The organism is Phytohabitans kaempferiae, assembly GCF_042433955.1.
Taxonomy (GTDB): domain Bacteria; phylum Actinomycetota; class Actinomycetes; order Mycobacteriales; family Micromonosporaceae; genus Phytohabitans; species Phytohabitans kaempferiae.
On sequence record NZ_JBHLUH010000089.1, the window covers coordinates 35,324 to 60,345 of the forward strand.

Below are 25,022 nucleotides of genomic sequence, written 5' to 3' on the forward strand. Positions count from 1 at the left end.
TCAGGCGGTGGCCCGGGGCAGGGCGTGACCGCGGGCCAGGCTGTCGACGCGGCGGAGGGCGTCCGGCAGGCGGTGCGGGCCGGCCATGCCGGCGACCAGGGCCGCGACCACCACCGCCGCGTGGGCGCCACCGGACGCCGGGTAGTGCACGTCGACGGCGGCGTAGCGGTGTGCGACGCTCGGCCCGGCCGCGACCAGCGCGGGTGGCTCGGTCGGCCCCGGCGTCATCAGCCGATCACCGGGGCGAGGTAGCCGCGCAGCACCTTCTTCAGCTCGGCCACCGTGGCCGCCCGCTCGTCGCCGCGCGCCGCGACCACCATCGGCACCATCGCCTGGAAGATCTGGATCGCCACGCGGGCGGTGCGCGCCCGCTCGTCCTCGGGCAGCCCGGCGGCCCGCGCGGCGATGATGCCCTCCACGCGACCGAGCAGCGCGCCCTGGATCGCCTGGGCCGCGCCGGCCAGCCCGGCCGGCATGTCCGGGCGGGCGAAGAGAGCCTTGAACCCCGGGTTGGCCAGGTTGAACGCGACGATCGGGTCGACCACGCGGTCGAGTACCGCGTCGAGGTCGATGGCGGCGAAGTCGGTGGCGTCGAAGGCGATCGCGTGGGCGTCGCGCATCTGGGCCGCGAACCGGTCGGCGAGGGCCTGCGCGACCGCCTCCTTGTTGCCGAAGAACTGGTACAGCGAGCCGGGCGAGATGCCGGCCCGCGCGGCGATCGCGTTCGTCGTCGCGGCCTCGTAGCCGGCGTCGGCGAAGACCTCGGCCGCCGCGTCCAGGATCTCGCCGATCCGCCGCTCGCCCCGGGCCTGCCGGCGGCGCGTGCCGGCGGGCCGATCCGGGCCGCTGTCCGGGGTCACACCACGTGGGGCCATGCCGCTCCTTGCAAAACACGAGTGATCGCTCGTATTGTGGCGAGCGAAACGCGACTGATTGCTCGTAAACGAGGATAGCGGGGGAGCGGCATGCTTGGTCGTCTGGTCACCGGAAGGCCCTGGTGGGTGATCGCGGTGGGGCTGGTCGTGTTCGCGGTCGCGGCCGTCGTCGGGGCCGGCACGATCGGCGCGCTCTCGCTCAACCGTTTCGAGGCGCCCGGCTCCGAGTCGATGCGGGCCCGGGCGGTGCTCGCCGACGGGTTCGGCACCGGCAGCCCCAACGTCGCCCTGCTGGTCACCGCCGAGCACGGCACGGTGGACGACCCGGCGGTCGCCGAGGCGGGCCGGGCGCTCACCGCCGAGCTGGCCGCGTACCCCGGCGTGGGCGACGCCTGGTCGTACTGGACCCGCGGTGCCCCCGACACGCTGCGCGGGGCGGACGCGCGCCAGGCGATGGTGCTCGCCTGGGTCCCCGGCGACGCCAACGAGGTGCGCCGCGATGTCCTGCCCGGCCTGGCCGAGCGCTTCGACCGGGCCGGGGGCGGCGTCACGGTGCGGGTCGGCGGCGGCGACGAGGTGTTTCGCGGCGTGATGGAGCAGGCCCGCACGGACTTCCTGCGCGCCGAGCTGATCGTGCTGCCGATGGTCCTGCTCCTGCTCTGGCTGGTGTACCGGCGGATCTCGGCCGCGCTCGTCACACTCGGCGTGGGGCTCTTCGCGGTGTTCGGGTCGCTCGCGCTGCTGCGCGGTGTGCTCGCCGCCGTCGACGTCTCCACCTTCGCCGCGAACATCGCCCTCGTCATGGGCATCGGCCTCGGCGTCGACTACGGCCTGTTCGTCATCTTCCGGTACCGCGAGGAGCTGCGGGCCGGCGCCGACGTACCGGCCGCGGTCCGGGCGACCGTCCACAGTGCCGGTCGGACGGTCGTCTTCAGCGGACTGACGGTCGCCGCGTCGCTGGCGGTGCTGCTGGCGTTCCCGTTTCCGTTCCTGCGCTCGTTCGCGTACGCGGGCATCGCGGTGGTGGTCGCCGCCGTCGCCGGCGCCACGGTGCTGCTGCCCGCGGCGCTCGCGGTGCTCGGCCGCCGCCTGGTCCGTCCCGGCCCGGAACGACCGGCGCGCTTCTGGTGGGGTACGGCCGAGCGCGTCATGCGCCGCCCGATCCTGCTCGGTGGTGCCGCGCTGGCGGTCGTGCTGCTGCTCGGCTCGCCCTTCCTCGGCGTGCGCTTCGGACTGCCCGACGACCGCGTGCTGCCCGAGTCGGCGCCGGTGCGGCAGATGTACGACCAGATCCGCGCCAACTTCCCGGCCGAGGAGGCGGACGCGCTCCAGGTGGTCGCGCCGGCGGGCGACCCGGCGGCGGCCGGGCCGTACGCCGCGCGGCTGTCCCAGTTGGACGGTGTGCTGCGCGTGGACACCGCGACCGGCTCCTACGTGGACGGCGTGGCGGCCGGCGAGCCCAAACCGTTCCACGCCAACGGCTCCGGCACCTGGCTGTCGGTGGTCGTCGCCACGGAGCGGCTGGAGGCGGACGCGGTCGGCCTCGTGACGGAGGTGCGCGCCGAGCCGGCGCCGTTTCCGGTGCTCGTCGGCGGCTACCCGGCCGAGCTGGCCGACTACCGGGACGGGGTGACCGACCGCCTTCCGCTGGTCGCCGGACTCATCGTCGCGGTCACGTTCGTCATCCTCTTCCTGCTCACCGGCAGCGTGGTCGCACCCCTGAAAGCCTCCGTGCTGAACATGCTCAGCCTGTCGGTGATGTTCGGCGCGCTGGTCTTCGTCTTCCAGGAGGGGCACCTGTCCGGGCTGCTCGGCTTCACGCCCACCGGCTCGATCGAGCCGAGCATCCCGATCCTGATGTTCTGTGTCGCGTACGGCCTCTCCATGGACTACGAGGTCTTCCTGCTCGTCCGCATCAAGGAGGAGTACGACCGCACCGGCGACGCGCGCCGCTCGGTGGCGGCCGGGATCGCCCGCAGCGCCCCGCTGGTGACCGCGGCGGCGGTGATCCTGGCCGCCTCCTTCGCCACGTACGCCACCGGACAGGTGGTCTTCCTCAAGCAGCTCGGCATCGGCATGGCGCTGGCGGTGCTCGTCGACGCCACGCTGATCCGGGGCGTGCTGCTGCCCGCGCTGATGCGGCTGGCCGGCCCGGCGAACTGGTGGGCGCCCGGCCCGCTGCGCCGCCTCCACCGCCGGATCGGGCTGGCCGAGCCGCCGCCGGCGCCCGTACCCCATGGTGTGCCCGCACCACCGGCGGAGGCCGTGCCCTCGGCCACAGGCGGCACGCGGTAGCGGCCGGGCATGCCGCACACGGCGAATGAGTCGACGGGCGGCGCGGCAGCGGGTCACGGCGGGGAACGACAGCAGGGCGGCGAACGCGCTACCTGCCCATTTCCCCGCAACACAGTGGACACTCGGTCACGGATTGGTCTCCGCCTCCGGCTGCCACCGCCAGTCGGCGATATCCGGCGCGTCCTCGCCGTGCCGCCGCGTGTAGTCACGGCAGCGCTCCCGCTCGTCCACCATCGTCTGGCGCAGGTGCGCGGCTCGGGTCCGCAGTCCGGGCACGCGGTCGATGACGTCGATGACCAGGTGGAAACGGTCGAGGTCGTTGAGCATCACCATGTCGAACGGGGTCGTCGTGGTGCCCTCCTCCTTGTACCCCCGCACGTGCAGGTTGCCGTGGTTGGTGCGCCGGTACGTGAGCCGGTGGATCAGCATCGGGTAGCCGTGGTAGGCGAAGACGATCGGCTTGTCGGTGGTGAAGACGGTGTCGAACTGGCGGTCCGAGAGGCCGTGGGGGTGCTCGCTCTCCGGCTGGAGCCGCATCAGGTCGACGACGTTGACCACGCGGACCCTGAGGTCGGGCAGGTGGCGGCGGAGCAGGTCGGCGGCGGCCAGTGTCTCCATCGTGGGCACGTCGCCGGCGCACGCCAGCACCACGTCGGGTACGACGCCCTCGTCGTTGCTCGCCCACTGCCAGATGCCGAGCCCGCGGCGGCAGTGCAGCGCCGCCTCCTCCACGCCGAGCCAGCTCGGCCCCGGCTGCTTGCCGGCGATGACGACGTTGATGTAGTGCCGGCTGCGCAGGCAGTGGTCCATCGTGCACAGCAACGTGTTGGCGTCCGGTGGGAGGTAGACGCGGACGACCTCGGCCTTCTTGTTGACGACGTGGTCGATGAAGCCGGGGTCCTGGTGGGAGAAGCCGTTGTGGTCCTGCCGCCACACGTGCGAGGAGAGCAGGTAGTTGAGCGAGGCGATCGGGCGGCGCCACGGGATGCCGCGGGTCACCTTCAGCCACTTCGCGTGCTGGTTCACCATCGAGTCGACGATGTGGATGAACGCCTCGTAGCTGGTGAAGATGCCGTGCCGCCCGGTCAGCAGGTAGCCCTCCAGCCAGCCCTGGCACAGGTGCTCGGAGAGCACCTCCACGACCCGCCCGTCCACGCCGAGGTGCTCGTCGTCCTCCCGCCGCGCCGCCAGGAAGGCCCGGTCGGTCGCCTCGAACGTGGCGTTCAGCCGGTTCGACTCCACCTCGTCCGGGCCGAAGAGCCGGAACCGGTCGGGGTTGGCGCGGATCACGTCGCGCAGCCAGCGGCCGAGCACGCGGGTCGCCTCGGAGTGCGGGTCGCCCGGCCGGAGGACGTCGACGCCGTACCCCCGGTAGTCCGGCAGGACCAGGTCGCGCAGGACGGAGCCGCCGTTGGCGTGCGGGTTCGCGCTCATCCGGCGCTCGCCCTCGGGCGGCAGCGCGGCCACATCGGCGACCGGCGCGCCCGTCGCGTCGAAGAGCTCCTCCGGCTGGTACGAGCGCAGCCACGCCTCGAGCTGCCGCAGGTGCTCGCTGTTGCGCCGGACGTTGTGCAGCGGCACCTGGTGCGCGTGGAACGTACCCTCCACCGGCACGCCGTCCACCTTCTTCGGGCCGGTCCAGCCCTTGGGGGTACGCATGACGATCACCGGCCAGCGGGGGCGGCTCACGTCGCCGGTCGTACGGGCGTGCCGCTGGATCGCCGCGATCTCGTCCAGTGCGCGTTCGAAGGCGCCGGCCAGCCCTTGGTGCACCGGCCCGATCTCGTCCCCCTCGACCAGGTACGGGCGGTAGCCGTACCCCCGCAGGAGGGTGAGGAGGTCGTCGCGGGGGATGCGGTCGAGCACGGTGGGATTGGCAATCTTGTATCCGTTGAGGTGCAGGATCGGCAGCACCGCACCGTCGCGAGCCGGATTGTTGAACACGTTCGACTGCCAGCTGCCCTGCAACGGCCCGGTCTCCGCCTCGCCGTCGCCGATGACGCAGGCGACGAGCAGGTCGGGGTTGTCGAAGGCGGCGCCGTAGGCGTGCATGAGCGAGTAGCCCAGCTCGCCGCCCTCGTGGATCGAGCCGGGCACCTCGGGGGCGACGTGGCTGGGGATGCCGCCGGGGAAGGAGAACTGGCGGAACAGCCGGGCCATGCCGGCCTCGTCGCGGGAGACGGAGGGGTGAAGCTCGCTGTAGGTGCCTTCGAGCCAGGTGTTGGCGACGATCGCCGGGCCGCCGTGGCCGGGGCCGGTGATGTAGATGGCGTTGAGGTCGCGGGCTTTGACGACGCGGTTGAGGTGCGCGTAGATCAGGTTGAGGCCGGGGCTGGTGCCCCAGTGCCCGAGGAGGCGGGGCTTGACGTGCTCGGGGCGGAGCGGCTCGCGCAGCAGCGGGTTGTCGAGCAGGTAGATCTGGCCGACGGTGAGGTAGTTCGCCGCCCGCCAGTACGCGTCCAGCCGCGCGAGCTCGGTGTCGGTGAGCGGGGCGGCCGGCTCCAGCGTGGTGTCCATGCCCGCACGGCTACCCCACCGAAGCTCCCTCATGCGCGGTGCCGCCCGGAAAGTGCCGCGGCGGCGGGTTGGGAGGTTTTGGCACCTGGTGGTGGATCCTCGTGGGGCGCGGTGGCCGGGACGGCGGCCTCGGCGTGGTGCGCGAGCGGGGGGTGCTGGCGTCGGTCCAGGTCTGCCGGCATTGGCGGGCCGTGGATAGAGTGTGGCGCATGCCGCCTATAGCCCGACTTGTCCCCGCAGCCGCGGCGGTGGTGCTCCTCGCCGCCGGCTGCGGTGGGGACGCGGACGAGCCGCCCGCCGCGGCTCCCGCCACCTCCGGTGCCGCCCCCGCCGCCTCGCCCAGCCCGTCCCTGCCGGCCGCCTCGACGCCGGCCGCCCGGCGGCCGCACATCCTTGTGTTCACGGTGACCGGCACCGCGCCGGTCACGTCGCTCACGTACGTGCTGGACGGAAAGTCGACAAAGGTCGGTGCGGTGAAGCTGCCCTGGCGGCTGCCGGTCGACGTGCCCGCCGACGGGCTCACACACGAGTGGAGCCTCACCGTCGACCACGGCAAGGGGAGTGTCGAGGCGCTCGCCATCTTCAACGGCGCGGTCACGGCCCGCACACAGGGCCAGACGAGCGGCACCGGCACGGCGAGCACCGGCGGCTCGGTCCAGGGCTGACCGCCAGCTCAGGCCGCCGTGCGGCGCCTGATCGGCGGCTCAGGTCAGAGTGGACCGGCGTCGTGGCGCCACCAGTCGATCATCGCCGCCGGGTCGCCGCCCTGGAAGGCGAAGGCCCGGATGGCCAGGTGGTCGGTGGTCCACTCCAGCCACCGGTTGCCCTCGACCTGGCCGCAGCCCAGCCGGCCGGTGGCGCCGCCGCGGCGGTACGGGGCCTCGCCGTTGAAGCCGGACGGCAGCGTCGTGCAGTCGCTGCCCTGGCGGCCGCTGCCGTAGCTCCGCCGCATCGCGTCGCGGCTGGCGAACTGGTAGTAGAAGACGACCCTCGCCCCGCTCGTCGGACCGCACACGACCGCGGCGACGGTGGGCGCCTCGCCGACGTTGCGGCGCTTCTGCTCCGGGGAGGGGCGCAGGCAGTCGTGGCGCGAGCGTTCCGGGACGCGGTCGAGCAGCTCCCGCTCCTCCGCGGTGGGGAAGGCCGGCGACGACGTCGCGTTGACCGCGGCCACGATGCGGTCGGTCGGCGGTCCGAAGTAGACGCGCCACCATCCGGCCAGGCTGGTGGCCTCGGTGCCGGTGGCGCGTCCGGCCACGAGCAGCGCCTCGACGCTCCACTCCAGCACGAGCGTGCTTCGCGGACCGGGATGGCAGGAGAGTACCCCGATGTCGGCGCTGCGCAGGTCGAAGCGGCGCGTGCCGCGGAAGTCCTCGGCCTCGCCCTCGGCGCAGTCGACCCCGGCCGGCACCTCGTTGGCGGCCCCGCGCGCGTCCATCGTGGCCCGGAGCGCGTCGAGCGAGGCGAAGCGGTAGTAGGAGACGGCGGTCGCGCCGACCCCCTGCGGTCTACATTGGACACCGGCGGTCGCGCCGGCGAAGTCGTCGAGGTCGGCGACGCCCGCACGACGGCAGTCGGCCAGCCCCACGAGTTCGGTGAGCGACTGCTCCGCCTCGGTGGGGAAGGCGGGCGACCCGGTCCACGACCGCCACGCGGTGCGGAGCCTCGGCAGGTCGGCGGCAGGCGCCTCGACCCGGGCGAGCGTACGGGCGCCGTCGTCGGTCCACACGAGCGTGGCCGTCCCGCCGCTCTCGTAGCAGACCACGCGGCCCCGGGCCGGGCCGGTGTCCGGATAGCGGTGCTCACCTCGGGCGTCCACTGTGCAGTCACCTTCGCCGCTCGGCACGCCGGCACCGCTCACCGCCTGGTCGTAGGCGGCCTCGACGGCGCCCGGGTCGGCGAAGAGGTCGACCACCGCGTCGCCGGCCGGGCCGGTGCAGCGCAGGGAGGCGGTCGCCCCGGGCAGGGCGGGCGCGTCGCCGGGGCGGCAGTCGGCGCGCATCGACTCCGGGAGCCGCCCGAGGTCGCCGGGAGGTGGCTGGCGGCGCTGGTGCAGCAGGACCGCGGCGCTCGTCGCCAGCAGCGCCAGGGCCAGCCCGACGGCGGCCAGCACGCGGGGGGAGAGGCGCCGGGCGGGCTCGACCGGCTCGGGCGGGGCGGGCGGCTCGTCCGGCCAGTCCGGGGAGCCGCCACCGGCCGGTCCCGCGCCGGCCCGCGCCGCGACCGGGCGGGCGTGCAGGCTGCCCTCCGCCACGACCAGCTCGGGCTGCTCGACGACCGTCGGCGCCACGCCCAGGTGGCGGTGGAGCAGGACGCCCGCCAGCGGCATGCGGCTCGACCCGCCGACGAGGAAGAGCCCGGCCAGCTCCCCGGGCGCCACACCGGCGGCCGCCAGCACGCGCTCACTCAGCGCGACCGTGCGTGCGAGGACGGGGTGGGCGAGCTCCTCCACCTGCTCCCGGCCGATCGGCGCGTCGTCGTCGAAGACCGGTACGTGCACGGTCGTCCGCGCGACCCGCGACAGCATCTCCTTGCCGCCGCGCACGTCGTCCCAGAGCGCCCGCGCGGCCCGCTGGTCGGCGCGTTCGACCGGCTCGGCGAGGCGTGCCCAGGCGGCCGGGTCGCGCTCGCCGTACGCGGCGCCGAGCGAGGCGAAGATGGCCGCGTCGATGTCCAGGCCGCCCACGTCCGGCAGCCCTTCGGCGGCCAGCAGGTCGAACCCGTCCACCGTGCGGCGTACCACCGAGGCGTCGAAGGTGCCGGCGCCCAGGTCGTACACCATCACGCAGGAGCCGATCGGCACGCGCCCGCCGGCGACGGTGACGAAGTAGGTGGCGGCGGCCACCGGCTCGGTCACCAGCGTCACCTCGCCGAACTCCGCCCGCGCCGCCTCCAGCAGCACCTCCCGGCGCCTGGGCCCCCAGCCGACGGGGCAGGTCAGGACCGCGCGGGACACCGGGCCGCCGGCGACGCGGGCCGCCTCCGCGGCGACCCGGCGCAGGACCGCGCGGACCAGATCGGTCACGGGCACCTCCCGCGGGCCGAGCAGCACGGTGCCCTGGTCGACGCAGCGCTTGGGGTGCGGCTCGAAGCAGTCGGGACGGGTCCGCGCCGCGTGCGTCGCATCCCGGCCCACGAGCAGTCCGGCCGGAGCGCCCCCCGCGTCACCGGCCACGCCGGCCGCCGGGCCGCCGGGAGCCGGCGGCCCGTCTTGGTCGCCGGAACGGGGTGAGCCGGCCGCCGGGTCGGCGTACACCGCGGAGGGGAGCAGCGGCGAGCCGTCGAAGAGGAGGGGGCGGACCCGCCCGTCGGGGAAGGCCAGCACGGCGGCGGTGTTGGAGGTGCCGAAGTCGATGCCGACCCGGTATCCCTCGCCCCCCACACGGCCACCCTACGACCTCCCGCACAGTGCCAGGGAAGCCGGCGGCGCGGCGGGCGGCCGGACAGCGTGCCGGCTCACGCGGCGTACGGTGCGCCTGGTGCTCGCCGACCGCGGCCGGGGCCCTCCCGGTGACGGACGGTAACCTGACCGCCATGTCTACCGAGACGTGCGGCGACGAGGAGCTGCCGCGCACCGGGCGCCGGCTTGGCCTGCTCCGCGTCGCCCTGGGCCAGGCGCTCGACGCCGTGCTCGCGCAGGTCGGCCCGGCCCATCCCGACCTGCGCCGGGCCCACCTGCTGATCTTCCGGTTCGACGGCATCGAGGGATCGACCACGGCGGAGCTGGCCGTCCACGCGGGCATGACCAAGCAGTCCATGCACGAGCTGGTCATCCACCTGGAGCGGCACGGATACGTCAGCCGCGGCCCGGACCCCGGCGACACGCGCGCCCGCCTGCTGCACCTCACGCCGTCGGGGCGCGCGCTGGAGCGCGACGTCCACCACGCGATCGCCGCGGTGCTGGAGTCGTGGCGCGAGCAGGTCGGCGCGGCGCGGTTCGACGCGCTGTGGGTGACCCTTCAGGACATCACCGGGGAACGGGCGCCACTGGCCGACCTCGCCGAGCTGCGCGCCCGCCGGCGCCGCTGAAGCGAGCCGCGGGGGCCGGTGGCCGGCCCTCGCGACCCGGACGGATCAGGTCTCGTCCGTCGCGTCGTAGTCGGCCGGCACCTTGTACGGGGCCGACCGGCCGAACAGGCTCGCGGCCGCGGCGGTCGGGTCCGGTGGACGCCGCAGGTGGTGGTCGGTCACCGCCTGGTACGCGGCGACCACCGCCAGCAGCCGCTCCTCGCCGAAGGGCGGCGCGCCCAGCGTCGTGCCCCGCGGCACCGGCAGGCCGGTGGTGGTGTCGACGCCCATGCCGTACGGGAACGCGATCAGCGGCAGCCCGATCCCGTCGAACACGGTGCCGGTGAGGAACACGTCGCACCTGTCGAAGACCTGGTCGAGTACCAGCCGCAGGAACTGGTACCGCGCCTGGAGCATCTTCATGTAGTTGTCCGAGCTGCGGAACATGCCGTTGAGGAAGCCGGGCAGCCGGTCGGCGAAGAGGCTCACGTCCTTGCGCAGGAACGGCAGGAACATGTTCGTCGCCTCGCCGGCGGTGCTGGAGAGGCCGGAGAGCAGCTCCCAGTCGGCGGGGTACGCGACCTCCCTGACCCGGCATCCTACCTCCGCCAGCTTGTCCAGAAGCGACTGTCGCATGGGGAGGGTCTCGGCGTTGGCGCCGCTCAGGAAGTCCGGCGGATAGCCGACCGTGGTGGCCCACCGCACCTTCGGCTTTCCCCGTACGGTGTGGACGGTCGCCGCCCGCACCAGGTTGGGCACCGGCGGCATGCCGAGCGTGCGCGGGTCGTTCCGGTCCGGTCCGGCGAACGCCTGGAGCATGATGGCGGCGTCCATCGCGTCCCGGGCGAGCGGGCCGGGATGGTCGCGGGTGAACGTGAGCGGCACGATGCCGTAGAGCGAGGCCCGCCCGAAGGTCGGCTTGAGCCCGGTCAGATTCTGCGCCTGTGAAGGGCTGGTGATCGAGCCGCCGGTCTGCGTGCCGGTGCCCGATGTGGAGAGCCGGCCGGCGACCGCGGTGGCGGTGCCGCCGCTGGAGCCGCTCGGGCTGTAGCGGATGTCGTCCGGCGTCCACGCGTTGACGGTGGTGGCGGTGCCGTCGGGGAGGCGGGCGCGGCCGGAGGCGAGCGGGCCCATCGCGGCCTTTCCCATCATGATGGCGCCGGCCGCCTTCAGTCGCGCGTGGACGGTCGAGTCGTACTCGGGCACGAAGTCGGCGTACACCGGGGACATCGCCGTGGTCGGGATGCCCTTGGTGTAGAAGTTGTCCTTCTCCGCGGTCACGATGCCGGCGAGCGGCGTGGAACGCGAGTCGATGCGCACGCGGCGGGCGGCGGCGAGCAGTTGCGCGTCCGTGGGGCGCCACAGGAACGCCTGGTAGACGCCGTCGTACGCGGCGAGCCGCTCCAGGTACGCCTCCATGAGGTCGACCGGGCGCAGCTTGCCGCGTTTGAAGGCGGCGGCCGCCTCGCTGATGGTCAGCTCGGTGGGGTCGTCGAGGGCCGCGCGGCGGATCGTCCTGGCGTAGGCGCCGGACCAGACGCCGCTCCCGCCGGAGCCACCGCCCGCGGCGGCCGGCGCGGTGAGCACGCCGGCGCCGAGGACGGTGCCGGCCCCGGCCGCCGCCCACACGGCCGCCATCCGGGACATGAACCAGCGCCGGTCGACGGCGAGATCCTGAGGTACGTCGAGCGTCATGGCCGGTACTCTCCCGTCCACACCGAGAGCGGGGCGGGGTAGAGGACGGCCGCGTGCGCCTGCTGGTCCGGCACGTAGTCGGAGTACTGGACCTCCTGGCGGATGGTGCTGCGCGCGTTGGCGAGCACGCGCGCCTGGTCCATGGGGGCGGTGGGGTCGTTCTCGGGCAGGGTGGAGAGGTCTATGCCGACGAGGGCATAGCGGGTCCGGATGTACGTGTCGAGTTCGGCGTCGGTGGGCGGCGTGGGAACTGCCATGCCATTCCTTCCTCGCGATGCGCGCGACCGTCCGGATCGCGCGACCGTGTGGAGTGAATGGCCGCGGTGTTACCGCCGATGATCATCAATTGTTACGGCGGCGTGGCTGATTGTTACGACCGTGCTGGTCGTTATGAGAGATCGGACTTGCTGCCCTGGGTCGGCACCGCCACCGTCGCCTCCTCGAGCGCGGCCTGCGGCGACGTCTCCGCCTCCAACTCCTCGAAGCCCTCGAAGCCCTCGAAGCCGTCGATCGCCTCGGTGTCGACCCGTGGCTCGTCGACCCAGAGCGCGCGGAGCTGGTGCTGCATGAACGAGGTGAGCCGGGCCCGGTAGTCGTGGTCGAACTGCTCCAGTGACTCGATCTGCCGCTGGAGGGCCTCGCGCTTGGCGGCGAGGGTGCCGACCACGTCCTCGTACCGCTGGTGGGCCTGGTGCTTGAGCTCGTCGGCGCTGGCCCGCGCGGCCTTCACCAGCTCGTCGGCGCGCGTGCGGGCGTCGCCGAGGAGGTCTTCGGCGCTGCGCTGCGCGGCGTCGGAGTGCGCCTGGGCCGCCTCGGTGATCTGCGCGGCCGAGGCGTGCGCGTCGGCGAGCGCCTTCTCCGCCTCCTTCTGGAGCACCTGGGCGTGCGACTGGGCGTCCCGCATCACCTGCTCCGCCTGGGCCCGCGCCTCCGCGATGATCCGGTCGGACTCGCGCCGCGCGCTGGCGATGTGCTCCTCACCCGTGCGCTGGGCGAGCGTGAGCACCTGAAGGGCGTGGTGCTGGGCATTGGCATCGTTGGGGGACACGTCCATGGGCTCCAGGGTGTCGTTGACGAAGGGCGTCGGCCCGCCGAGTAGTCCTTTCACACGACCTCTCATCCCACTGTCAGTCACGAGACGACCTCCTGGATCCCGGCCGTGAGAGCGGCAGACTACCAAGCCCGGAGGCCGCCTGGGAGGGGGATCGCGAAGTGTAGCCGAGGCGCCACGGCCCGTCCGAGCTACCGTCCACTTTGGTGCTCTTTCCGAGAGTTATCCGTATCTCCGCGATGCCGCCCCGGTGAGCCAGATGACCGAGACGGCATAATTCGGACCGGTGCCGCGCCTTATCCGTTCGGCGGGGCGAATGGCGGCGCCGGCCGAGGGGGCACCGGCCGCGGCGGCGGTGGGGCCGTCCCGGGCGGCGGGACCATCCCGGGCACCGGTGGAGCCGCCCCGGGCGGTGGCGCGAACGCGGACCGCTCCCGGCCGATCCGCACCGTGAGCCGGTCGAGGTAGCCGACCTGCAACGCGACGAACGCGGCCGCGAACAGCAGCAGCAACGGCAGCGGGAGCACCAGCGCCAGCGCGGCCTCGGTGCCACCGAACGCGGCCAGCCCTTGGGAAAGCGTCACCGCCGTGAGCGGCGCCGGACGGTTGGTCGGCGACTGCGCGACCAGGTACGGCCAGAGCACCTCCTGCGCGCTCAGCAGCCACACCAGCAGCAGCGTGAACGCGGCGAGCGGCAGCGCCGAGACCACTGTGGAGCGTCGCGCCCGGAAGAAGAGCGTGAAGAGCACGAGCGCCGGGATGGAGAGCCAGGTGGGCGGGATGAGGCCGAGGAACGTGTCGATCTGGCTGAAGTCGCGGGTCCGCTGGTAGCCGGCGATCGCGAGCGGGCCGGTGCCGACGAAGAGCCACGGCGCGAACGGCAGCAGGAGCAGCTCGCTCCACCGGCCGAGCGGGCGGAGCGCGCCGATCGCGTACCCGCCGAGCGCCGCGAGACCGACCCCGACGACCGCGGAGACCAGCGGCGGCAGCCACGTGTTGAGGATGATCCGCCCGGTCGAGAAGCCGCGCGGGAGGTCGCCGCCGAGGCTGGTCGTGTGGCGCAGCCAGGGGAAGAGCGCGTACCCGAGGATCGCGAGCAGTGCCACGCCGCCGACGGCGACCGCCACGACCGCCGCGGGATGGGCGGGACGCACCGGCTCGGCGGGCGCGACCTCGATCCGGGTACGCGTCGCCAGCAGCAGCGCCACCGTGCCGAGCCCCAGCACGCCGAGCATGACGAGCAGGACGACCGAGGCGGCCGCGCCCGGCCCGAAGTCGGCGACCGCGAGGCTGCGCAGCACCGCCGCGGAGACCGGCGGCGGCGACCTGGTGGGCAGCAGCAGGGGCACGGTGATCGTCTGAAGCACCGTGGCGAGGATGCCCAGCCCGAGCACCGCGCCGACCACCAGGAGCGCGGGGCCTGGCCGCCGTCCCGGGGAGCGGTCGCGGAGCACCGCGAGGAAGGCCGTCGCCGCGATGGCCACGACCAGCCCGGCCGAGAGCCAGGCGAAGACCCACACCGAGGTCGACCGCGCGCCGAACTCCCACGAGCCGTCCCGCAGCCGGCCCGTGTACCAGCCGATGACCACGGCCGTGGGGGCGTAGAGGGCGATCGGCAGCGCCAGCAGCACGCGGGTCACCACGCGCGCGACCCGCCCCGCGCGGTCGGCGGCGAGCGCGAGCAGCGGCGCGACCACCAGCGCGGCGAGGAGCGGTACGAGCGCCATCAGCACCACCGTGCCGAGCCCGCCGAAGAAGTTGCCGTTCAGCGCCCGCTCGTAGTTTTCGAAGCCGGCGCCCTCGTCGGCGATGGGCGGTGCCGGTCTCCGTTGCCCCAGAAGGGAGCCGCGCTGGAAGCTCTCCACCACTGTGGACAGTGACGGCAGCACGTACGACCACAGCAGCGCCAGCGTCGCGGGCAGCAGCAGGAGGGCGCCGAGCAGGCGGTTCGCGGGCGCGGTGCGAGGTGGGAGTGGCGCGGTGCGAGGTGGGAGTACGGTCACGGGGCGCAGACTAGCCCGGCCCGTCAAACCCCCACGGTTCGGGCGCATGCTGAGGTAAGGGCCGATAGTCTACGGCTGTGGACGCGAGAGAGGTGCTGACCGAGGCGTTCGAGCGCCTCCCCGAGCTGGTCCGGGCCGCCGTCGACGGGCTGACCCCGGAGGAGCTGCACTGGGCGCCGGGGCCGGGCGCCAACACGGTGGGCTGGCTGGTCTGGCATCTCACCCGGATGCAGGACGGCCACGTCGCCGAGTTGATGGACGCCGAGCAGGTGTACGTCCGCGACGGTTGGGCGGCCCGCTTCGGGCTCGATCCCGACCCCGCCGACACCGGATACGCGCACAGCGCCGAGCAGGTCGCCCGGGTCCGGCCGGAGAGCGCGGAGGTGTTGGTCGGCTACTTCGACGCGGTCTTCGCCCGTACCCGCGACTACCTGGGCGGGCTGAGCGCGAAAGACCTCGACCGGGTCGTCGACGAGAGCTGGGACCCGCCGGTGACGCTCGGCGTGCGGCTGGTCAGCGTGCTCAACGACGACGACCAGCACGTGGGCCAGGCCGCCTACGTGCGCGGCCTGGTCAGGTCCGGCTAACCGCCGGCAGGTGGCGCGCTCCACACGCGGCGGCCGCCGCCGGCTCCAGCGGGCCTCGCCACGGCGGGGTGAGGGCGACTTCCACGCGCGATCTTCTTCGTACGCCGTTCGGACGACCAGGCCCTCGCGGCGCATCGCCGGCGGCGACTCGGCGAGCGTCTTGGGCGGCACTCCTCGGTGGGCGCGGCGTCGCCGCGCGGCACCGGGGCATCGCCGGCCTGGTGATCGACGGCGGCTGCCGGGACACGGCGGCGCCATCCGCGGACGAACAGGTGATCTTCGCCGCGAGCACATGACGATCTTCCGGGGGAGGCTCATAATCCTATGGACGGAGAGACGGGTACCTCATGATCGATCATGTCACCATGTCCAAGGCATGGAAGCTCCCGCCGGATAACCGGGCGGACGCCACCGGCCCGCCCCGGCGACCTGGCCACCGTCCCAGGTGTCGGCGGCTTCGCGCTGGGAAAGAACTACACGTAGGACCGCTCGGTAACTACCGAGCACTGCCCACAGTGGAGGGAGATCAGCGATGAGCGTCGACGAGAAAGGGCTTGTCGCCTCCGTACCCGATGGGCTTTTCATCGGGGGTGAGTGGCGGCCGGCAGCGGGCGGCGAGTGGCTCGACGTGGTCGACCCCGCGACCACGCGGCCGCTGGCGCGTGTGGCCGACGCCACAGCGGACGACGCGGTGGCCGCGCTCGACGCCGCCGCCGCGGCACAGGCGTCCTGGGCCGCCACGCCGGCCCGCCAGCGCGGCGAGATCCTGCGCCGCTGCTTCGAGCTGATGAACGAGCGGGTCGACGAGCTGGCCCTCATGGTGACGCTCGAGATGGGCAAGCCGATCGCCGAGTCGGCCGCCGAGGTGAAGTACGCGGCCGAGTTCTTCCGGTGGTTCGCCGAGGAGGCGGTGCGGGTCAGCGGCCGCTGGTCCGACGAGCCCAACGGCGCCGGCCGCCTGTTGACGATGAAGCAGCCGGTCGGGCCGTGCCTGCTGATCACGCCGTGGAACTTCCCGCTCGCGATGGGCGCCCGGAAGATCGGGCCGGCCATCGCCGCCGGCTGCACGATGGTGGTCAAGCCCGCCCAGCTCACCCCGCTCTCCAACAACCTGATGGTCAACCTGCTGGCCGAGGCGGGCCTCCCGCCCGGCGTGGTCAACGTGATCACCGCCTCCTCGGCCAGCCGCGTGATCAAGCCGATCATCGGCGACCGCCGGCTGCGCAAGCTCTCCTTCACCGGCTCGACGGAGGTGGGGCAGATGCTGGTCGCGCAGTCCGCCGGCAACCTGCTGCGCCTCTCCATGGAGCTGGGCGGCAACGCGCCGTTCCTGGTCTTCGACGACGCCGACCTGGAGCTGGCGGTCGAGCATGCGGTCATCGCCAAGATGCGCAACATGGGCGAGTCGTGCGTCGCGGCAAACCGCTTCTACGCGCACGAGTCGGTGGCCGACGAGTTCGCCGAGCGGCTCGCCGCGGCCCTCGCCGACATGCGGGTCGGCCGTGGCACCGAGCCGGGCGTCAAGGTCGGCCCGCTGATCGACGAGAAGCAGCGGGGCAAGGTGACCGAGCTGGTCGGCGACGCGGTCGACCGGGGCGCCAAGGTGCTCACCGGCGGCGGGGCGCCCGACCGCGAGGGCTACTTCTTCACGCCCACCGTGCTCACCGGCGTGCCGACCGGCGCCAGGATGCACACCGAGGAGATCTTCGGCCCGGTCGCGCCGGTCTACCGGTTCCGCACCGACGAGGAGGCCGTCCGGCTGGCCAACGACACCGAGTACGGCCTGGTCGCCTACGCCTTCTGCCGCGACCTCAACCGCGCGATCCGGGTCATCGAAGGGCTGGAGACCGGCATGGTCGGCCTCAACAAAGGGCTCGTCTCCAACCCGGCCGCGCCGTTCGGCGGGGTCAAGTGGTCCGGCATGGGCCGCGAGGGCGGGCCGGAGGGCATCGAGGAGTACCTCAGCACCAAGTACGCCGGCATCGCGGCTTGACCCGCGAGGACGCCGTCGGGGCGACCCTGAGGTCCCTCGGCTGGCCGGTCTACGTACCAGCCATGCTGTGGGGCCTCGGGCAGGGGGCCATCCTGCCGGTCGTGGTCACCTCGGCGGTGGACCTCGGCGCCTCGCTGGCCGTCGCCGGCCTGGTGCTGGCCGGGCTCGGTGTCGGGCAGATCGCCGGCGACCTGCCCGGCGGCTGGCTGGTCGGGCGGGTCGGGGAGCGGCGGGCGATGCTGCTCGCCGCCGCCGGCGCCGTACCCGCGCTGCTCGCCTGCCTGCTCGCGCCCACGCTGTGGCTCTTCGCGGCCGGCGTCTTCGTCACCGGGCTCTGCGGCGCGGTGTGGAACCTGGCCCGCCAGACGTACGTGACCGAGGCCGTGCCGTACGCGATGCGCGCCCGGGCACTCTCCACATTGGCCGGTGTGCACCGGATCGGCCGCTTCGTCGGGCCGTTCGCCGCCGTGGGGGCGATGGCCGCGCTCGGCACCGAGGGCGCGTACTGGGTGCACCTCGCCGCCGCCGTGCTCGCCGCCGGCACGCTGGTGCTCGCGGCGGACCTGCGCCCGATCGACCGCTTGGCGGGGAGCGACGACCACGTCGCCACGCTCGCGATGCTCCGGCGGCACGCGCCACTGCTGCGCACGCTCGGGCTCTCGGTCGCCTCGGTCGGTGTATTGCGCGCCTCGCGGCAGGCCATCATCCCGCTCTGGGGCATCCACATCGGACTCGACGCGACCGCGGTCAGCCTCGTCTTCGGCCTCTCCGCCGCGCTCGACATGGCGCTCTTCTACCCCGGCGGCAAGATCATGGACCGGTACGGGCGGCGCTGGGTCGCCGTACCGTCCACTCTGCTCCTCGGCGTCGCGCACCTGCTGCTGCCGTTCACCACCGGCGCGGTGGGGCTGGCGTTCGTCGCCGCGCTGATGGGGCTCGGCAACGGGATCAGCAGCGGCATCATCATGACGCTCGGCGCCGACTTCGCGCCGGCCACCGGGCGCCCGCAGTTCCTGGGCACGTGGCGGCTCTTCGCCGACTTCGGCAACGGCGCCGGGCCGCTCGCCACCAGCGCGCTGATCGCCGTCTTCTCGCCGGCCGCCGCGGTGGTGGTCGTGGGCGCGCTCGGCCTGTGGACCGCGTGGAGCATGAACCGCTGGATCCCGCGGCCCCGCGCCGTGACCGAGCCCCGGCCGGCCGACGCCGGATAGGACGGCCCGACCCGGGAACCACCGCCCGCGCCGCCACATCCAAGCTCCATGCGCGCCCGGCGAACACCGACGACCAGGACCTTCCTCCTCGGCCTCACGGCCGTGCTGATCGCGACCTGCGCGGCCGCCGCGGGGCCGGCCAGCGCCGCGCGGCACGGCCTGGTCACCGCCGGGGTACCGAGGCAGGCGCCGCCCGCCGGCGCCCCGACCGGTGCCGTCGTGGCGGGGCTCACCGCCGTGGGCTACGAGGTGAGCCGCACGGCCGAGCCGGGCCGCAACTGGGTCATGTCCCCGCTCAGCGTCGCGTATGCCTTCGCGATGGCCCGCGCCGGCGCCAGCGGCGAGACGGCCGCGCAGCTCGACCGGCTGTTCGGCTTCCCCGAGCGCGGCACGCACGAGGCGTTCAACGCGCTCGACAGCCAGGTCGCGGCCGAGGGCGGCCCGCTGCGTGCGGCCAACGCGCTGTGGGCCCAGCCGGGGTTCCCGATCGGCGAGGAGTTCCTGCGCACGCTCGCGACGCAGTACGGCACCGGCGTGCGCACCGTCGACTTCGGGTCGCCCGACGCCCTGCCCGCGATCGACGCCTGGGTACGCGAGCGGACCAGGGGCCGGATCCCCAAGCTCTTCGACCGGCTCGACCCGGCCACGAGGGTCGTGCTCGCCAACGCGATCCACTTCGAGGCGGACTGGGGGGAGCCGTTCCGCGGTGGCGAGTCGGCGGCGTTCACGCGGCCGGACGGGAGCACCGTGCTGGCGCCGATGATGCACCGGGTCGCCTCGGCGGGGTACGCCCGGTCGGACGACTGGCAGGCCGTCGAGCTGCCGTACGGGGAGACCGGCTTCGCCATGTGGGTCCTGCTGCCGGCCCCGTCCGGCCCGGCACCGGTCGAGCTGCTCGCGCCGGAGACGCTGGCGGCGGTGGCGGACGGTCTCCGCCCCGCGGTCGCGGACGTGACCCTGCCGAAGTGGGAGAGCGAGTCCCGCGTCGACCTGCTCGCGGCGGTGCGCGGGCTCGGCGTCACCGACCTGACCGGCTTCTCCGGCATCCATCCGGCGGTCAGCCTCGGCCAGGCGACGCACCGCGCCGCCATCACCGTCGACGAGAAGGGTACCGAGGCGGCCGCCGCCACCGGCCTCGAGCTTCCGGTCTCGGCGGGACCGCTGCCCGTTGTGACGTTCCGCGCCGACCGGCCGTTCGCGTACGCGATCGTGCACACCGCGACCCGCACGCCCGCCTTCGTCGGCACGGTCGCCGACCCGACGGCGTAGCGTCGGGGTCTTCGCCAAGGACCGACTCCGCGCGTGCGAGGTCTCGGTGCCGCGGCGAGGGGCGAGGTTGTGGATCGCGGAGGGTGCGGCCGCGGGAGCGGCGGTCTGGAGCGCGGCGGACAGAGCGGTAGCCCACCTCTGTCCTTGGAATGGCTCGTCCAGTGGGCCGGGATGCGGACACCGCGTGCGACGCGATGGCGGCCGGCGCGCGGACCCTGCCGGGATGAACAACTACCCGGTTTCCGGTCACACCGGCGACCACCGGCTCTCGCTCGACCTGGTGACCGAGGTGCGCGCGGTACTGGTCCGCCACGGCTACCCGGAGCTCACCTACGACGACCTCAACCTGCTGCGGGCGATGCTGGCCCGCTTCATCTACCCGCCGCAGTCCGCGGCGAGGCCGCCCGCCGCACCCGGGAGCGGGCACGGCGGGCGGCCGGACAGCCGTACGTCACGTGACGGTACAGGCGGTGCCGTTCAGCGTGAAGGCGCTCGGCCGGCCGGTGTTACCCGTGTGCGTGGCCTGGAAGCCGATACCCGTCGACGCGTTCGGCGCAAGGGTGCCGTTGTACGAGGCGTTGCGGGCGGTCACCTGCCCACTGGCGGGTGAGTACGAGGCGTTCCACCCGGACGTGATCGTCTGTCCACTGGGGAGGGTGAAGGAGAGCGTCCAGCCGTTGACCGTGGCGGTGCTCGTGTTCGTGATGGTGATGGCGGCGGTCAGCCCGGTGTTCCAGGCGTTGACCGTGTAGCCGACCCGGCAGGCGCCGCCGGCGGGCGGGGGAGTGGTCGGCGGTTGCGTGGTGGGCGGGGCGCTGGTCGGCGGGCCCGAGGTGGGCGGGGCGGAAGTGGGCGGACCCGAGGTGGGCGGCGTGGCGGTGTTCAGGCCGAAGAAGCGGATCGCCTCGGCCGCGTTCACCGGCAGGTTGTGCGGCACGCCCTGCATGCTGATCGCCTCGACCGGCGCCTGGCCGCCGCTGCCGCCGTACCGCGTGCGGGTGTGGCCGGACTGCGGCGTGTCGGTGAACGTGGGCGTCTGGCTCAGCCCGTGCAGGTTGGTCCACTGCTTGATCTCTTCGGTGAAGTTGGGGTAGCGCAGCGTCTCGTCGTTGGTGCCGTGCCAGAGCTGCATCCGCGGGCGGGCGCCGGTGTAGCCCGGGTACGCGTTGCGCACCAGGTCGCCCCACTGCTGAGGGGTGCGGGTGATCTGGCCGTTGGCGCACTGGCTGTTCCAGGTGGAGCCGTCGGTGGTGGCGAAGCAGCCGAACGGCACGCCGGCGTACGCCGCCCCGGCCTTGAACACGTCCGGATAGAGGCCGAGCAGCACGTTGGTCATCATCGCGCCGGAGGAGACGCCGGTGGCGAAGACGCGGTTGGGGTCGGTGCCGTACCGCTGCTGCACGTAGCTGACCATCGACATGATCGAGACCGGGTCGCTGCCGCCGCCGCGCCGGAGGGCCTGCGGGGAGTACACGTCGAAGCACTGGCCGCTGCGGGTCGCGGACGGGTAGATGACGATGAAGCCGTGCTGGTCGGCCTGCTGCGCGAACTGCGTGCCGGAGTAGAAGGCGGGCCCGCTTCCGGTGCAGTAGTGCACGGCCACGAGGATGCCGGGCCGGGCCTGCAGGCGGTCCGGCACGTACAGGTGCATGCGCAGGTTGCTCGGGTTGGTGCCGAAGCCGGTGACCTCCTGGAGCGTGGCCGCGGAGGCCGGCGGGGCGAGCGTGAGGGTGGCCGCCACGAGCGCGGTCGCGAGGCCCGCGGCGCCGATCACGATGCTTCTGAGTCTCATGCGGGGTGGTCCTTCCGAACCGATGGATGCCCTGGGCGCTGAAACATTCCGTAGTATGGACCGGAACACATCAACGCGCAAACATTCATCTATATGTGCTGGTCGGGAGTGATATCAGGGCATCGTTGCAGCGACCGAGGTGAGCGGCCGGTGCGATCGTCAGGGGGACGTCTCCGGAGGGTTCCGGAAGGCCGCTGCGACCGCGGCGGCGTGCCGCACCGTACAATGCCGCTCGTGACCGGGACGGGAGCCGCCGCATCCCTCGGCGACGGGCGTCGCCGAGGCAAGGTCACCGTGGCCACGATCGCCCGGCTGGCCGGCGTGTCGGCGCCGACCGTCTCCCGGGTCATCAACGGCCAGGCCGGCGTGGCGCTCAGCACGCGCCGCCGGGTCGAGGCGGTGCTCCACGAGCACGGCTACCAGCGCGGTGACGCCGCCGCCCAGGCGCCCCTCATCGAGCTGGTCTTCCACGCCCTCGACAGCCTGTGGGCGCTGGAGATCATCCAGGGCGTCGAGGAGGTCGCCCGCGACCAGAAACTCGGCGTCGTGCTCACCACCATGCAGGGGCGGCTCACGCCGGGCGCCGGCTGGACCGAGCAGGTGCTCTCCCGCCGCCCGATGGGCGTGATCGCGGTGCTCTCCGACCTCACCGCGCACCAGCAGGCCCAGCTCGCGACCGGCTCGATCCCGCTGGTCACGCTCGACCCCACCGGTGAGCCGCTGCACGACACGCCCTCGGTCGGCGCGGCCAACTACAACGGCGCGATGGTCGCCACCCGCCACCTGCTCGACTTGGGGCACCGGCGGATCGGCATGCTCTGCGGCAACCTGAAGTGGCCGTTCTGCCGGGCCCGCCTCGACGGCTTCCGCGCCGCGATGGACCATGCCGGCGTGCCGGTCGACCCCGACCTGGTGCGGGTCGGCCCGCTCTACGTCGAGGGCGCGGTCCGCGAGACCGAGGCGCTGCTCGGCCTCCCCGAGCCGCCCACCGCCCTCTTCGCCACCAACGACCTCCAGGCGCACGGCGTCTACGAGGCGGCCCGCCGCGCCGGGCTGCGCATCCCCGACGACCTGAGCGTGGTGGGCTTCGACGACCTCCCGTTCACGCGTTGGGCCGGGCCGCCGATGACCACCGTGCGGCAGCCCCTCAAGCGGATGGGCACGACGGCGGCCGCGATGCTCGTCGCCCTGGCCTCGGGCCAGGCGCCCCGCGAGCGCCGGGTCGAGCTCACCACCGACCTCATCGTGCGGGAGAGCACCGCGCCGCCGCCCGGCCGCTGACGCGGTGGCTGGCGGCCTTCGGCCGCTGATCCTCCGGCCCGCCGTAAGGCGCCGTTGGTCGGTGGTCGCCGCCCGAGAGATTTCGAGCTACCGCGATGTCCGCGCGCGACCGGCCCGGCCCGCCGCGATCCGTTCCCGTATACGTCCCATCAACTGAGAGTAAGTGCGGGGCGGTGGGGAGGGTATCCACCGTGGCATGATCATCGCCATGCCTCTGCTCTTCTCGTACGGCACTCTCCGCGACCCCGCCGTCCAGCTCGCCAGCTTCGGGCGCGAGCTGACCGGCCGGGCGGACCGCCTTCCCGGATACCGGCTGGAGCTGCTGGAGATCAGCGACCCGCGCGTGCTCGACCTCAGCGGGCTGGCCCAGCACCCCATCGTGGTGGAGACCGGCGACGAGCGGGACGGCGTGGATGGCATCGTGTTCGAGGTGACCGACGAGGAGCTGGTCTCCGCCGACGAGTACGAAGTGGACGACTACGAACGCGTCCTCACCTCCCTCGCCTCGGGCGTGCGCGCGTGGGTGTACGTGAGGAGCATCTGACGGCTGCCTGTTCCGCGCTCTACGGGTCGCGGCTGGTCACTCGGCGGTGAGCCCTTCGTAGTACGCCTTCTGGGCGGGGTAGTAGTCGTCGAAACGCACCGGCGGAGTGCCCGCGCGGGCGGCGACGAGAAGGTCCAGATAGTACTCCCAGCCCGGCCCGACCTCCTGGATGCCCTCGGCGTCGGCCAGGTGCTGGGTGAAGCGCACCTCGGTGCCACCGTCCACCTCGGACAGCCGCAGTGACGTGTGCCAGGTGCCGTGGTCGTCCACAGCGGACAGCTCCAGCCGGCGGGGCGGCTCGCACGCCTCGACGCGCATCTCCATCCAGGGCTGACCCTCCTCGAACACCATCCGCACCTTGACCGACCCGCCCGGCGCCGCCGTGCCCTCCCACGGCCCGAACCACCGCGCCGTCCGCTCCGGCTCGGTGAGGCTGGCCCACACGTCCTCGGCGGGGGCCCGGAATGTGCGGGTCAACACCAGATCGACCCCGCTCTCCGTGCGAAACAGTCGCCCGGTGGGAATGGCACTCATGCGCTGCGCTCCTCTCTCTGCGCCGCCCGCGGCGGCACACGCTGGTCGAACCTGTCGCGGCCGGCCTCCGCCGCCGCACCTTTGCCCGATCCCGCTTCGCTGCGACCCGCGGCCCGCCGCCCCGCCCCGGTGACCCCGGCAGCGGGCGGCGTGCGGCGCTCCCGCCGCGCGCGGTAGACCTCGGTCTCCAGCGCGTCGAAGCGTCGCTCCCAGGCCGCGCCCTCGTCGCCTGCCAGCGCGGCGGCGTCACCCGCCCGCGGGCCGGCCGTCGCCGCGACGTCGGTCGCCGGTGTGGCGACCCGTGTGGCGGCGTCGGTCGCCAGCGTGGCGGGCTGGCCGGCGACCAGGCCGGCCGGCATGAACGGCGCGAGCCAGCCGACCAGCTCGGTGAGGGGCGCCGGATCGAGCCGGTAGAACCGCTGGCGGCCGGTCAGCTCGTCGTGGACCAGCCCGCTCTCCCGCAGCACGCGCAGGTGGCGGCTGACCGCGGGCCGGCTGATCGTGAACCGGTCGGCGATCTGCCCGGCCGACATCCGCCGCTCGCGGAGCATCACCATGATCTCCCGCCGCACCGGATCGGCGATCGCGCCGGCCACCTCGTCCACGGCAGAAGCGTAACTGATGGGTTACACGTTTGGCCAGCCAGCCAGCTCGCCCGCCGCGCTGGCGGCAACGCCCCGGGCGCGGACACGGCGTCATCGCGGAAGTCGCGCGGACCTCCGAGAGGCGCGTGCGGACGATCCGATCGGGGGAGTAACGGATCCGGCCCTTCCCGCGTCTGACCATGGGGAGTGTCCGGTCCGGACGCCTCGCCGACCGGCACGGAGGTGGTATTTGTGACGTTCGCCCGGGTACGCGCGCTCGCCCTCGTCGGGCTGCTGCTCGTGGCCGCGGCGGTGGTGGCCGTCGTGGTGATGGTGCGGGACAGCCAGCGCGGTGACGCCGGGCCGGCCGCCTGTCCGGAGGGCGCGGTAGTGGTCGACCTGGCACTCCGGCATCAGCGCGAGATCACAGTCGCGGTGCTCGGCGGCACCGGCGCCGAGCGCGTGGCCGCTTCGGTCGCGGCCGACTTTCGCAACTGCGGCTTCCAGGTGGACGAGCCCCGCGACGAGCCGCGCCCCGAGCGGGTCGAGGGCATCGCCGTGCTCCGGTACGGGCCGGACGGGGTGGGCGCGGCGCACGTCGTGCGCGCGTACTTCCTGGGCAAGGCCACTTTGGACTTCGACGCCGGCCGGACCGGGGCGCAGGTCGACGTGCTCGTCGGCGAGAGGTTCCGGGCACTGGCCCAGCCGACAGACGTGAACATCGCACTGGCCGACCTGGGCCGTCCCGCCCTGCCGCCGGGGACCTGCCGGCGGGCCTGAGAC

The 25,022-nt window shown here is 73.6% G+C and carries 21 protein-coding genes; 10 read left to right on the forward strand and 11 right to left on the reverse strand.

Annotation, left to right across the window (positions count from 1 at the left end; translation table 11 throughout):
- Positions 1-228, reverse strand: a complete 228-nt coding sequence (locus ACFFIA_RS39380) for a hypothetical protein (protein ID WP_377261618.1) — start codon at positions 226-228, stop codon at positions 1-3.
- Positions 228-875: a TetR/AcrR family transcriptional regulator gene (locus tag ACFFIA_RS39385; protein ID WP_377261621.1), complete on the reverse strand. Its 648-nt coding sequence runs from the start codon at positions 873-875 to the stop codon at positions 228-230. Before ACFFIA_RS39385 ends, ACFFIA_RS39380 begins: the two co-directional genes overlap by 1 nt.
- Positions 876-965: 90 nt before the next feature.
- On the opposite strand from ACFFIA_RS39385, the gene ACFFIA_RS39390 reads away from it, so the two are divergent.
- Positions 966-3,170, forward strand: coding sequence for an MMPL family transporter (locus ACFFIA_RS39390; protein ID WP_377261623.1), 2,205 nt, complete (start codon positions 966-968; stop codon positions 3,168-3,170).
- A gap of 126 nt (positions 3,171-3,296) precedes the next feature.
- On the opposite strand, the gene ACFFIA_RS39395 is transcribed toward ACFFIA_RS39390, so the two are convergent.
- On the reverse strand, positions 3,297-5,687 hold the full coding sequence (locus ACFFIA_RS39395) for a phosphoketolase family protein (RefSeq protein ID WP_377261625.1): 2,391 nt from the start codon (positions 5,685-5,687) through the stop codon (positions 3,297-3,299).
- Positions 5,688-5,896: 209 nt separating this feature from the next.
- Between ACFFIA_RS39395 and ACFFIA_RS39400 the strand changes: the two genes are divergently transcribed.
- The gene (locus ACFFIA_RS39400; RefSeq protein WP_377261627.1) at positions 5,897-6,352 is read left to right on the forward strand and encodes a hypothetical protein; all 456 of its coding nucleotides are present in this window, start codon (positions 5,897-5,899) and stop codon (positions 6,350-6,352) included.
- Positions 6,353-6,396: 44 nt separating this feature from the next.
- Here the strand turns inward: ACFFIA_RS39400 and ACFFIA_RS39405 are convergent, their stop codons facing one another.
- On the reverse strand, positions 6,397-9,069 hold the full coding sequence (locus ACFFIA_RS39405; RefSeq protein WP_377261628.1) for an Hsp70 family protein: 2,673 nt from the start codon (positions 9,067-9,069) through the stop codon (positions 6,397-6,399).
- A gap of 152 nt (positions 9,070-9,221) precedes the next feature.
- Between ACFFIA_RS39405 and ACFFIA_RS39410 the strand changes: the two genes are divergently transcribed.
- Positions 9,222-9,716, forward strand: coding sequence for a MarR family winged helix-turn-helix transcriptional regulator (locus ACFFIA_RS39410; RefSeq protein ID WP_377261630.1), 495 nt, complete (start codon positions 9,222-9,224; stop codon positions 9,714-9,716).
- 45 nt (positions 9,717-9,761) lie between these two features.
- On the opposite strand, the gene ACFFIA_RS39415 is transcribed toward ACFFIA_RS39410, so the two are convergent.
- The 4 genes from ACFFIA_RS39415 to ACFFIA_RS39430 all read right to left on the reverse strand — a co-directional run bounded on the left by ACFFIA_RS39415 (position 9,762) and on the right by ACFFIA_RS39430 (position 14,444).
- Positions 9,762-11,390, reverse strand: coding sequence for an amidase (locus ACFFIA_RS39415; protein WP_377261632.1), 1,629 nt, complete (start codon positions 11,388-11,390; stop codon positions 9,762-9,764).
- Positions 11,387-11,647 carry a hypothetical protein gene (locus ACFFIA_RS39420; protein WP_377261634.1) on the reverse strand — a complete coding sequence of 87 codons (261 nt, stop codon included), beginning with the start codon at positions 11,645-11,647 and terminating at the stop codon, positions 11,387-11,389. Before ACFFIA_RS39420 ends, ACFFIA_RS39415 begins: the two co-directional genes overlap by 4 nt.
- 131 nt (positions 11,648-11,778) lie before the next feature.
- Complete coding sequence (locus ACFFIA_RS39425; RefSeq protein ID WP_377261636.1) at positions 11,779-12,498, reverse strand: DivIVA domain-containing protein; 720 nt, start codon at positions 12,496-12,498, stop codon at positions 11,779-11,781.
- Between the two features lie 239 nt (positions 12,499-12,737).
- Entirely contained in the window at positions 12,738-14,444 is a 1,707-nt protein-coding gene (locus ACFFIA_RS39430) for a sugar ABC transporter permease (protein WP_377261639.1), read from the reverse strand.
- 77 nt (positions 14,445-14,521) lie between these two features.
- Here ACFFIA_RS39430 and ACFFIA_RS39435 point away from each other — a divergent pair, with 77 nt between their 5' ends.
- From ACFFIA_RS39435 to ACFFIA_RS39450, 4 genes are all read left to right on the forward strand, one after another.
- Positions 14,522-15,031, forward strand: a complete 510-nt coding sequence (locus tag ACFFIA_RS39435; RefSeq protein WP_377261641.1) for a mycothiol transferase — start codon at positions 14,522-14,524, stop codon at positions 15,029-15,031.
- 532 nt (positions 15,032-15,563) lie between these two features.
- On the forward strand, positions 15,564-17,024 hold the full coding sequence (locus ACFFIA_RS39440; RefSeq protein ID WP_377261643.1) for an NAD-dependent succinate-semialdehyde dehydrogenase: 1,461 nt from the start codon (positions 15,564-15,566) through the stop codon (positions 17,022-17,024).
- Positions 17,021-18,235: an MFS transporter gene (locus ACFFIA_RS39445; protein ID WP_377261645.1), complete on the forward strand. Its 1,215-nt coding sequence runs from the start codon at positions 17,021-17,023 to the stop codon at positions 18,233-18,235. Before ACFFIA_RS39440 ends, ACFFIA_RS39445 begins: the two co-directional genes overlap by 4 nt.
- A 48-nt stretch (positions 18,236-18,283) precedes the next feature.
- The gene (locus ACFFIA_RS39450) at positions 18,284-19,504 is read left to right on the forward strand and encodes a serpin family protein (RefSeq protein WP_377261648.1); all 1,221 of its coding nucleotides are present in this window, start codon (positions 18,284-18,286) and stop codon (positions 19,502-19,504) included.
- 451 nt (positions 19,505-19,955) lie between these two features.
- On the opposite strand, the gene ACFFIA_RS39455 is transcribed toward ACFFIA_RS39450, so the two are convergent.
- A complete protein-coding gene (locus tag ACFFIA_RS39455; protein WP_377261650.1) occupies positions 19,956-21,296 on the reverse strand; it encodes an extracellular catalytic domain type 1 short-chain-length polyhydroxyalkanoate depolymerase in 1,341 nt (446 codons plus the stop codon).
- 234 nt (positions 21,297-21,530) lie between these two features.
- Between ACFFIA_RS39455 and ACFFIA_RS39460 the strand changes: the two genes are divergently transcribed.
- Both ACFFIA_RS39460 and ACFFIA_RS39465 read left to right on the forward strand, forming a co-directional pair.
- Complete coding sequence (locus ACFFIA_RS39460; RefSeq protein ID WP_377261652.1) at positions 21,531-22,577, forward strand: LacI family DNA-binding transcriptional regulator; 1,047 nt, start codon at positions 21,531-21,533, stop codon at positions 22,575-22,577.
- 196 nt (positions 22,578-22,773) lie between these two features.
- On the forward strand, positions 22,774-23,121 hold the full coding sequence (locus ACFFIA_RS39465; RefSeq protein ID WP_377261654.1) for a gamma-glutamylcyclotransferase family protein: 348 nt from the start codon (positions 22,774-22,776) through the stop codon (positions 23,119-23,121).
- A 36-nt stretch (positions 23,122-23,157) separates the two neighbouring features.
- Here ACFFIA_RS39465 and ACFFIA_RS39470 read toward each other — a convergent pair whose 3' ends face one another.
- Both ACFFIA_RS39470 and ACFFIA_RS39475 read right to left on the reverse strand, forming a co-directional pair.
- Positions 23,158-23,655 carry an SRPBCC family protein gene (locus ACFFIA_RS39470; protein WP_377261656.1) on the reverse strand — a complete coding sequence of 166 codons (498 nt, stop codon included), beginning with the start codon at positions 23,653-23,655 and terminating at the stop codon, positions 23,158-23,160.
- Entirely contained in the window at positions 23,652-24,260 is a 609-nt protein-coding gene (locus tag ACFFIA_RS39475; RefSeq protein ID WP_377261659.1) for a metalloregulator ArsR/SmtB family transcription factor, read from the reverse strand. Before ACFFIA_RS39475 ends, ACFFIA_RS39470 begins: the two co-directional genes overlap by 4 nt.
- A 231-nt stretch (positions 24,261-24,491) precedes the next feature.
- Between ACFFIA_RS39475 and ACFFIA_RS39480 the strand changes: the two genes are divergently transcribed.
- Positions 24,492-25,019 carry a LytR C-terminal domain-containing protein gene (locus tag ACFFIA_RS39480; protein WP_377261662.1) on the forward strand — a complete coding sequence of 176 codons (528 nt, stop codon included), beginning with the start codon at positions 24,492-24,494 and terminating at the stop codon, positions 25,017-25,019.
- Positions 25,020-25,022 lie beyond the last annotated feature (3 nt).

Coding starts and splice junctions, on each gene's coding strand:
- ACFFIA_RS39380 (WP_377261618.1), bottom strand. CDS start 228: ATGACGCCGGGGCCGACCGAGCCACCCGCGCTGGTCGCGGCCGGGCCG.
- ACFFIA_RS39385 (WP_377261621.1), bottom strand. CDS start 875: ATGGCCCCACGTGGTGTGACCCCGGACAGCGGCCCGGATCGGCCCGCC.
- ACFFIA_RS39390 (WP_377261623.1), top strand. CDS start 966: ATGCTTGGTCGTCTGGTCACCGGAAGGCCCTGGTGGGTGATCGCGGTG.
- ACFFIA_RS39395 (WP_377261625.1), bottom strand. CDS start 5,687: ATGGACACCACGCTGGAGCCGGCCGCCCCGCTCACCGACACCGAGCTC.
- ACFFIA_RS39400 (WP_377261627.1), top strand. CDS start 5,897: ATGCCGCCTATAGCCCGACTTGTCCCCGCAGCCGCGGCGGTGGTGCTC.
- ACFFIA_RS39410 (WP_377261630.1), top strand. CDS start 9,222: ATGTCTACCGAGACGTGCGGCGACGAGGAGCTGCCGCGCACCGGGCGC.
- ACFFIA_RS39415 (WP_377261632.1), bottom strand. CDS start 11,390: ATGACGCTCGACGTACCTCAGGATCTCGCCGTCGACCGGCGCTGGTTC.
- ACFFIA_RS39420 (WP_377261634.1), bottom strand. CDS start 11,647: ATGGCAGTTCCCACGCCGCCCACCGACGCCGAACTCGACACGTACATC.
- ACFFIA_RS39440 (WP_377261643.1), top strand. CDS start 15,564: ATGAGCGTCGACGAGAAAGGGCTTGTCGCCTCCGTACCCGATGGGCTT.
- ACFFIA_RS39450 (WP_377261648.1), top strand. CDS start 18,284: ATGCGCGCCCGGCGAACACCGACGACCAGGACCTTCCTCCTCGGCCTC.
- ACFFIA_RS39455 (WP_377261650.1), bottom strand. CDS start 21,296: ATGAGACTCAGAAGCATCGTGATCGGCGCCGCGGGCCTCGCGACCGCG.
- ACFFIA_RS39465 (WP_377261654.1), top strand. CDS start 22,774: ATGATCATCGCCATGCCTCTGCTCTTCTCGTACGGCACTCTCCGCGAC.
- ACFFIA_RS39470 (WP_377261656.1), bottom strand. CDS start 23,655: ATGAGTGCCATTCCCACCGGGCGACTGTTTCGCACGGAGAGCGGGGTC.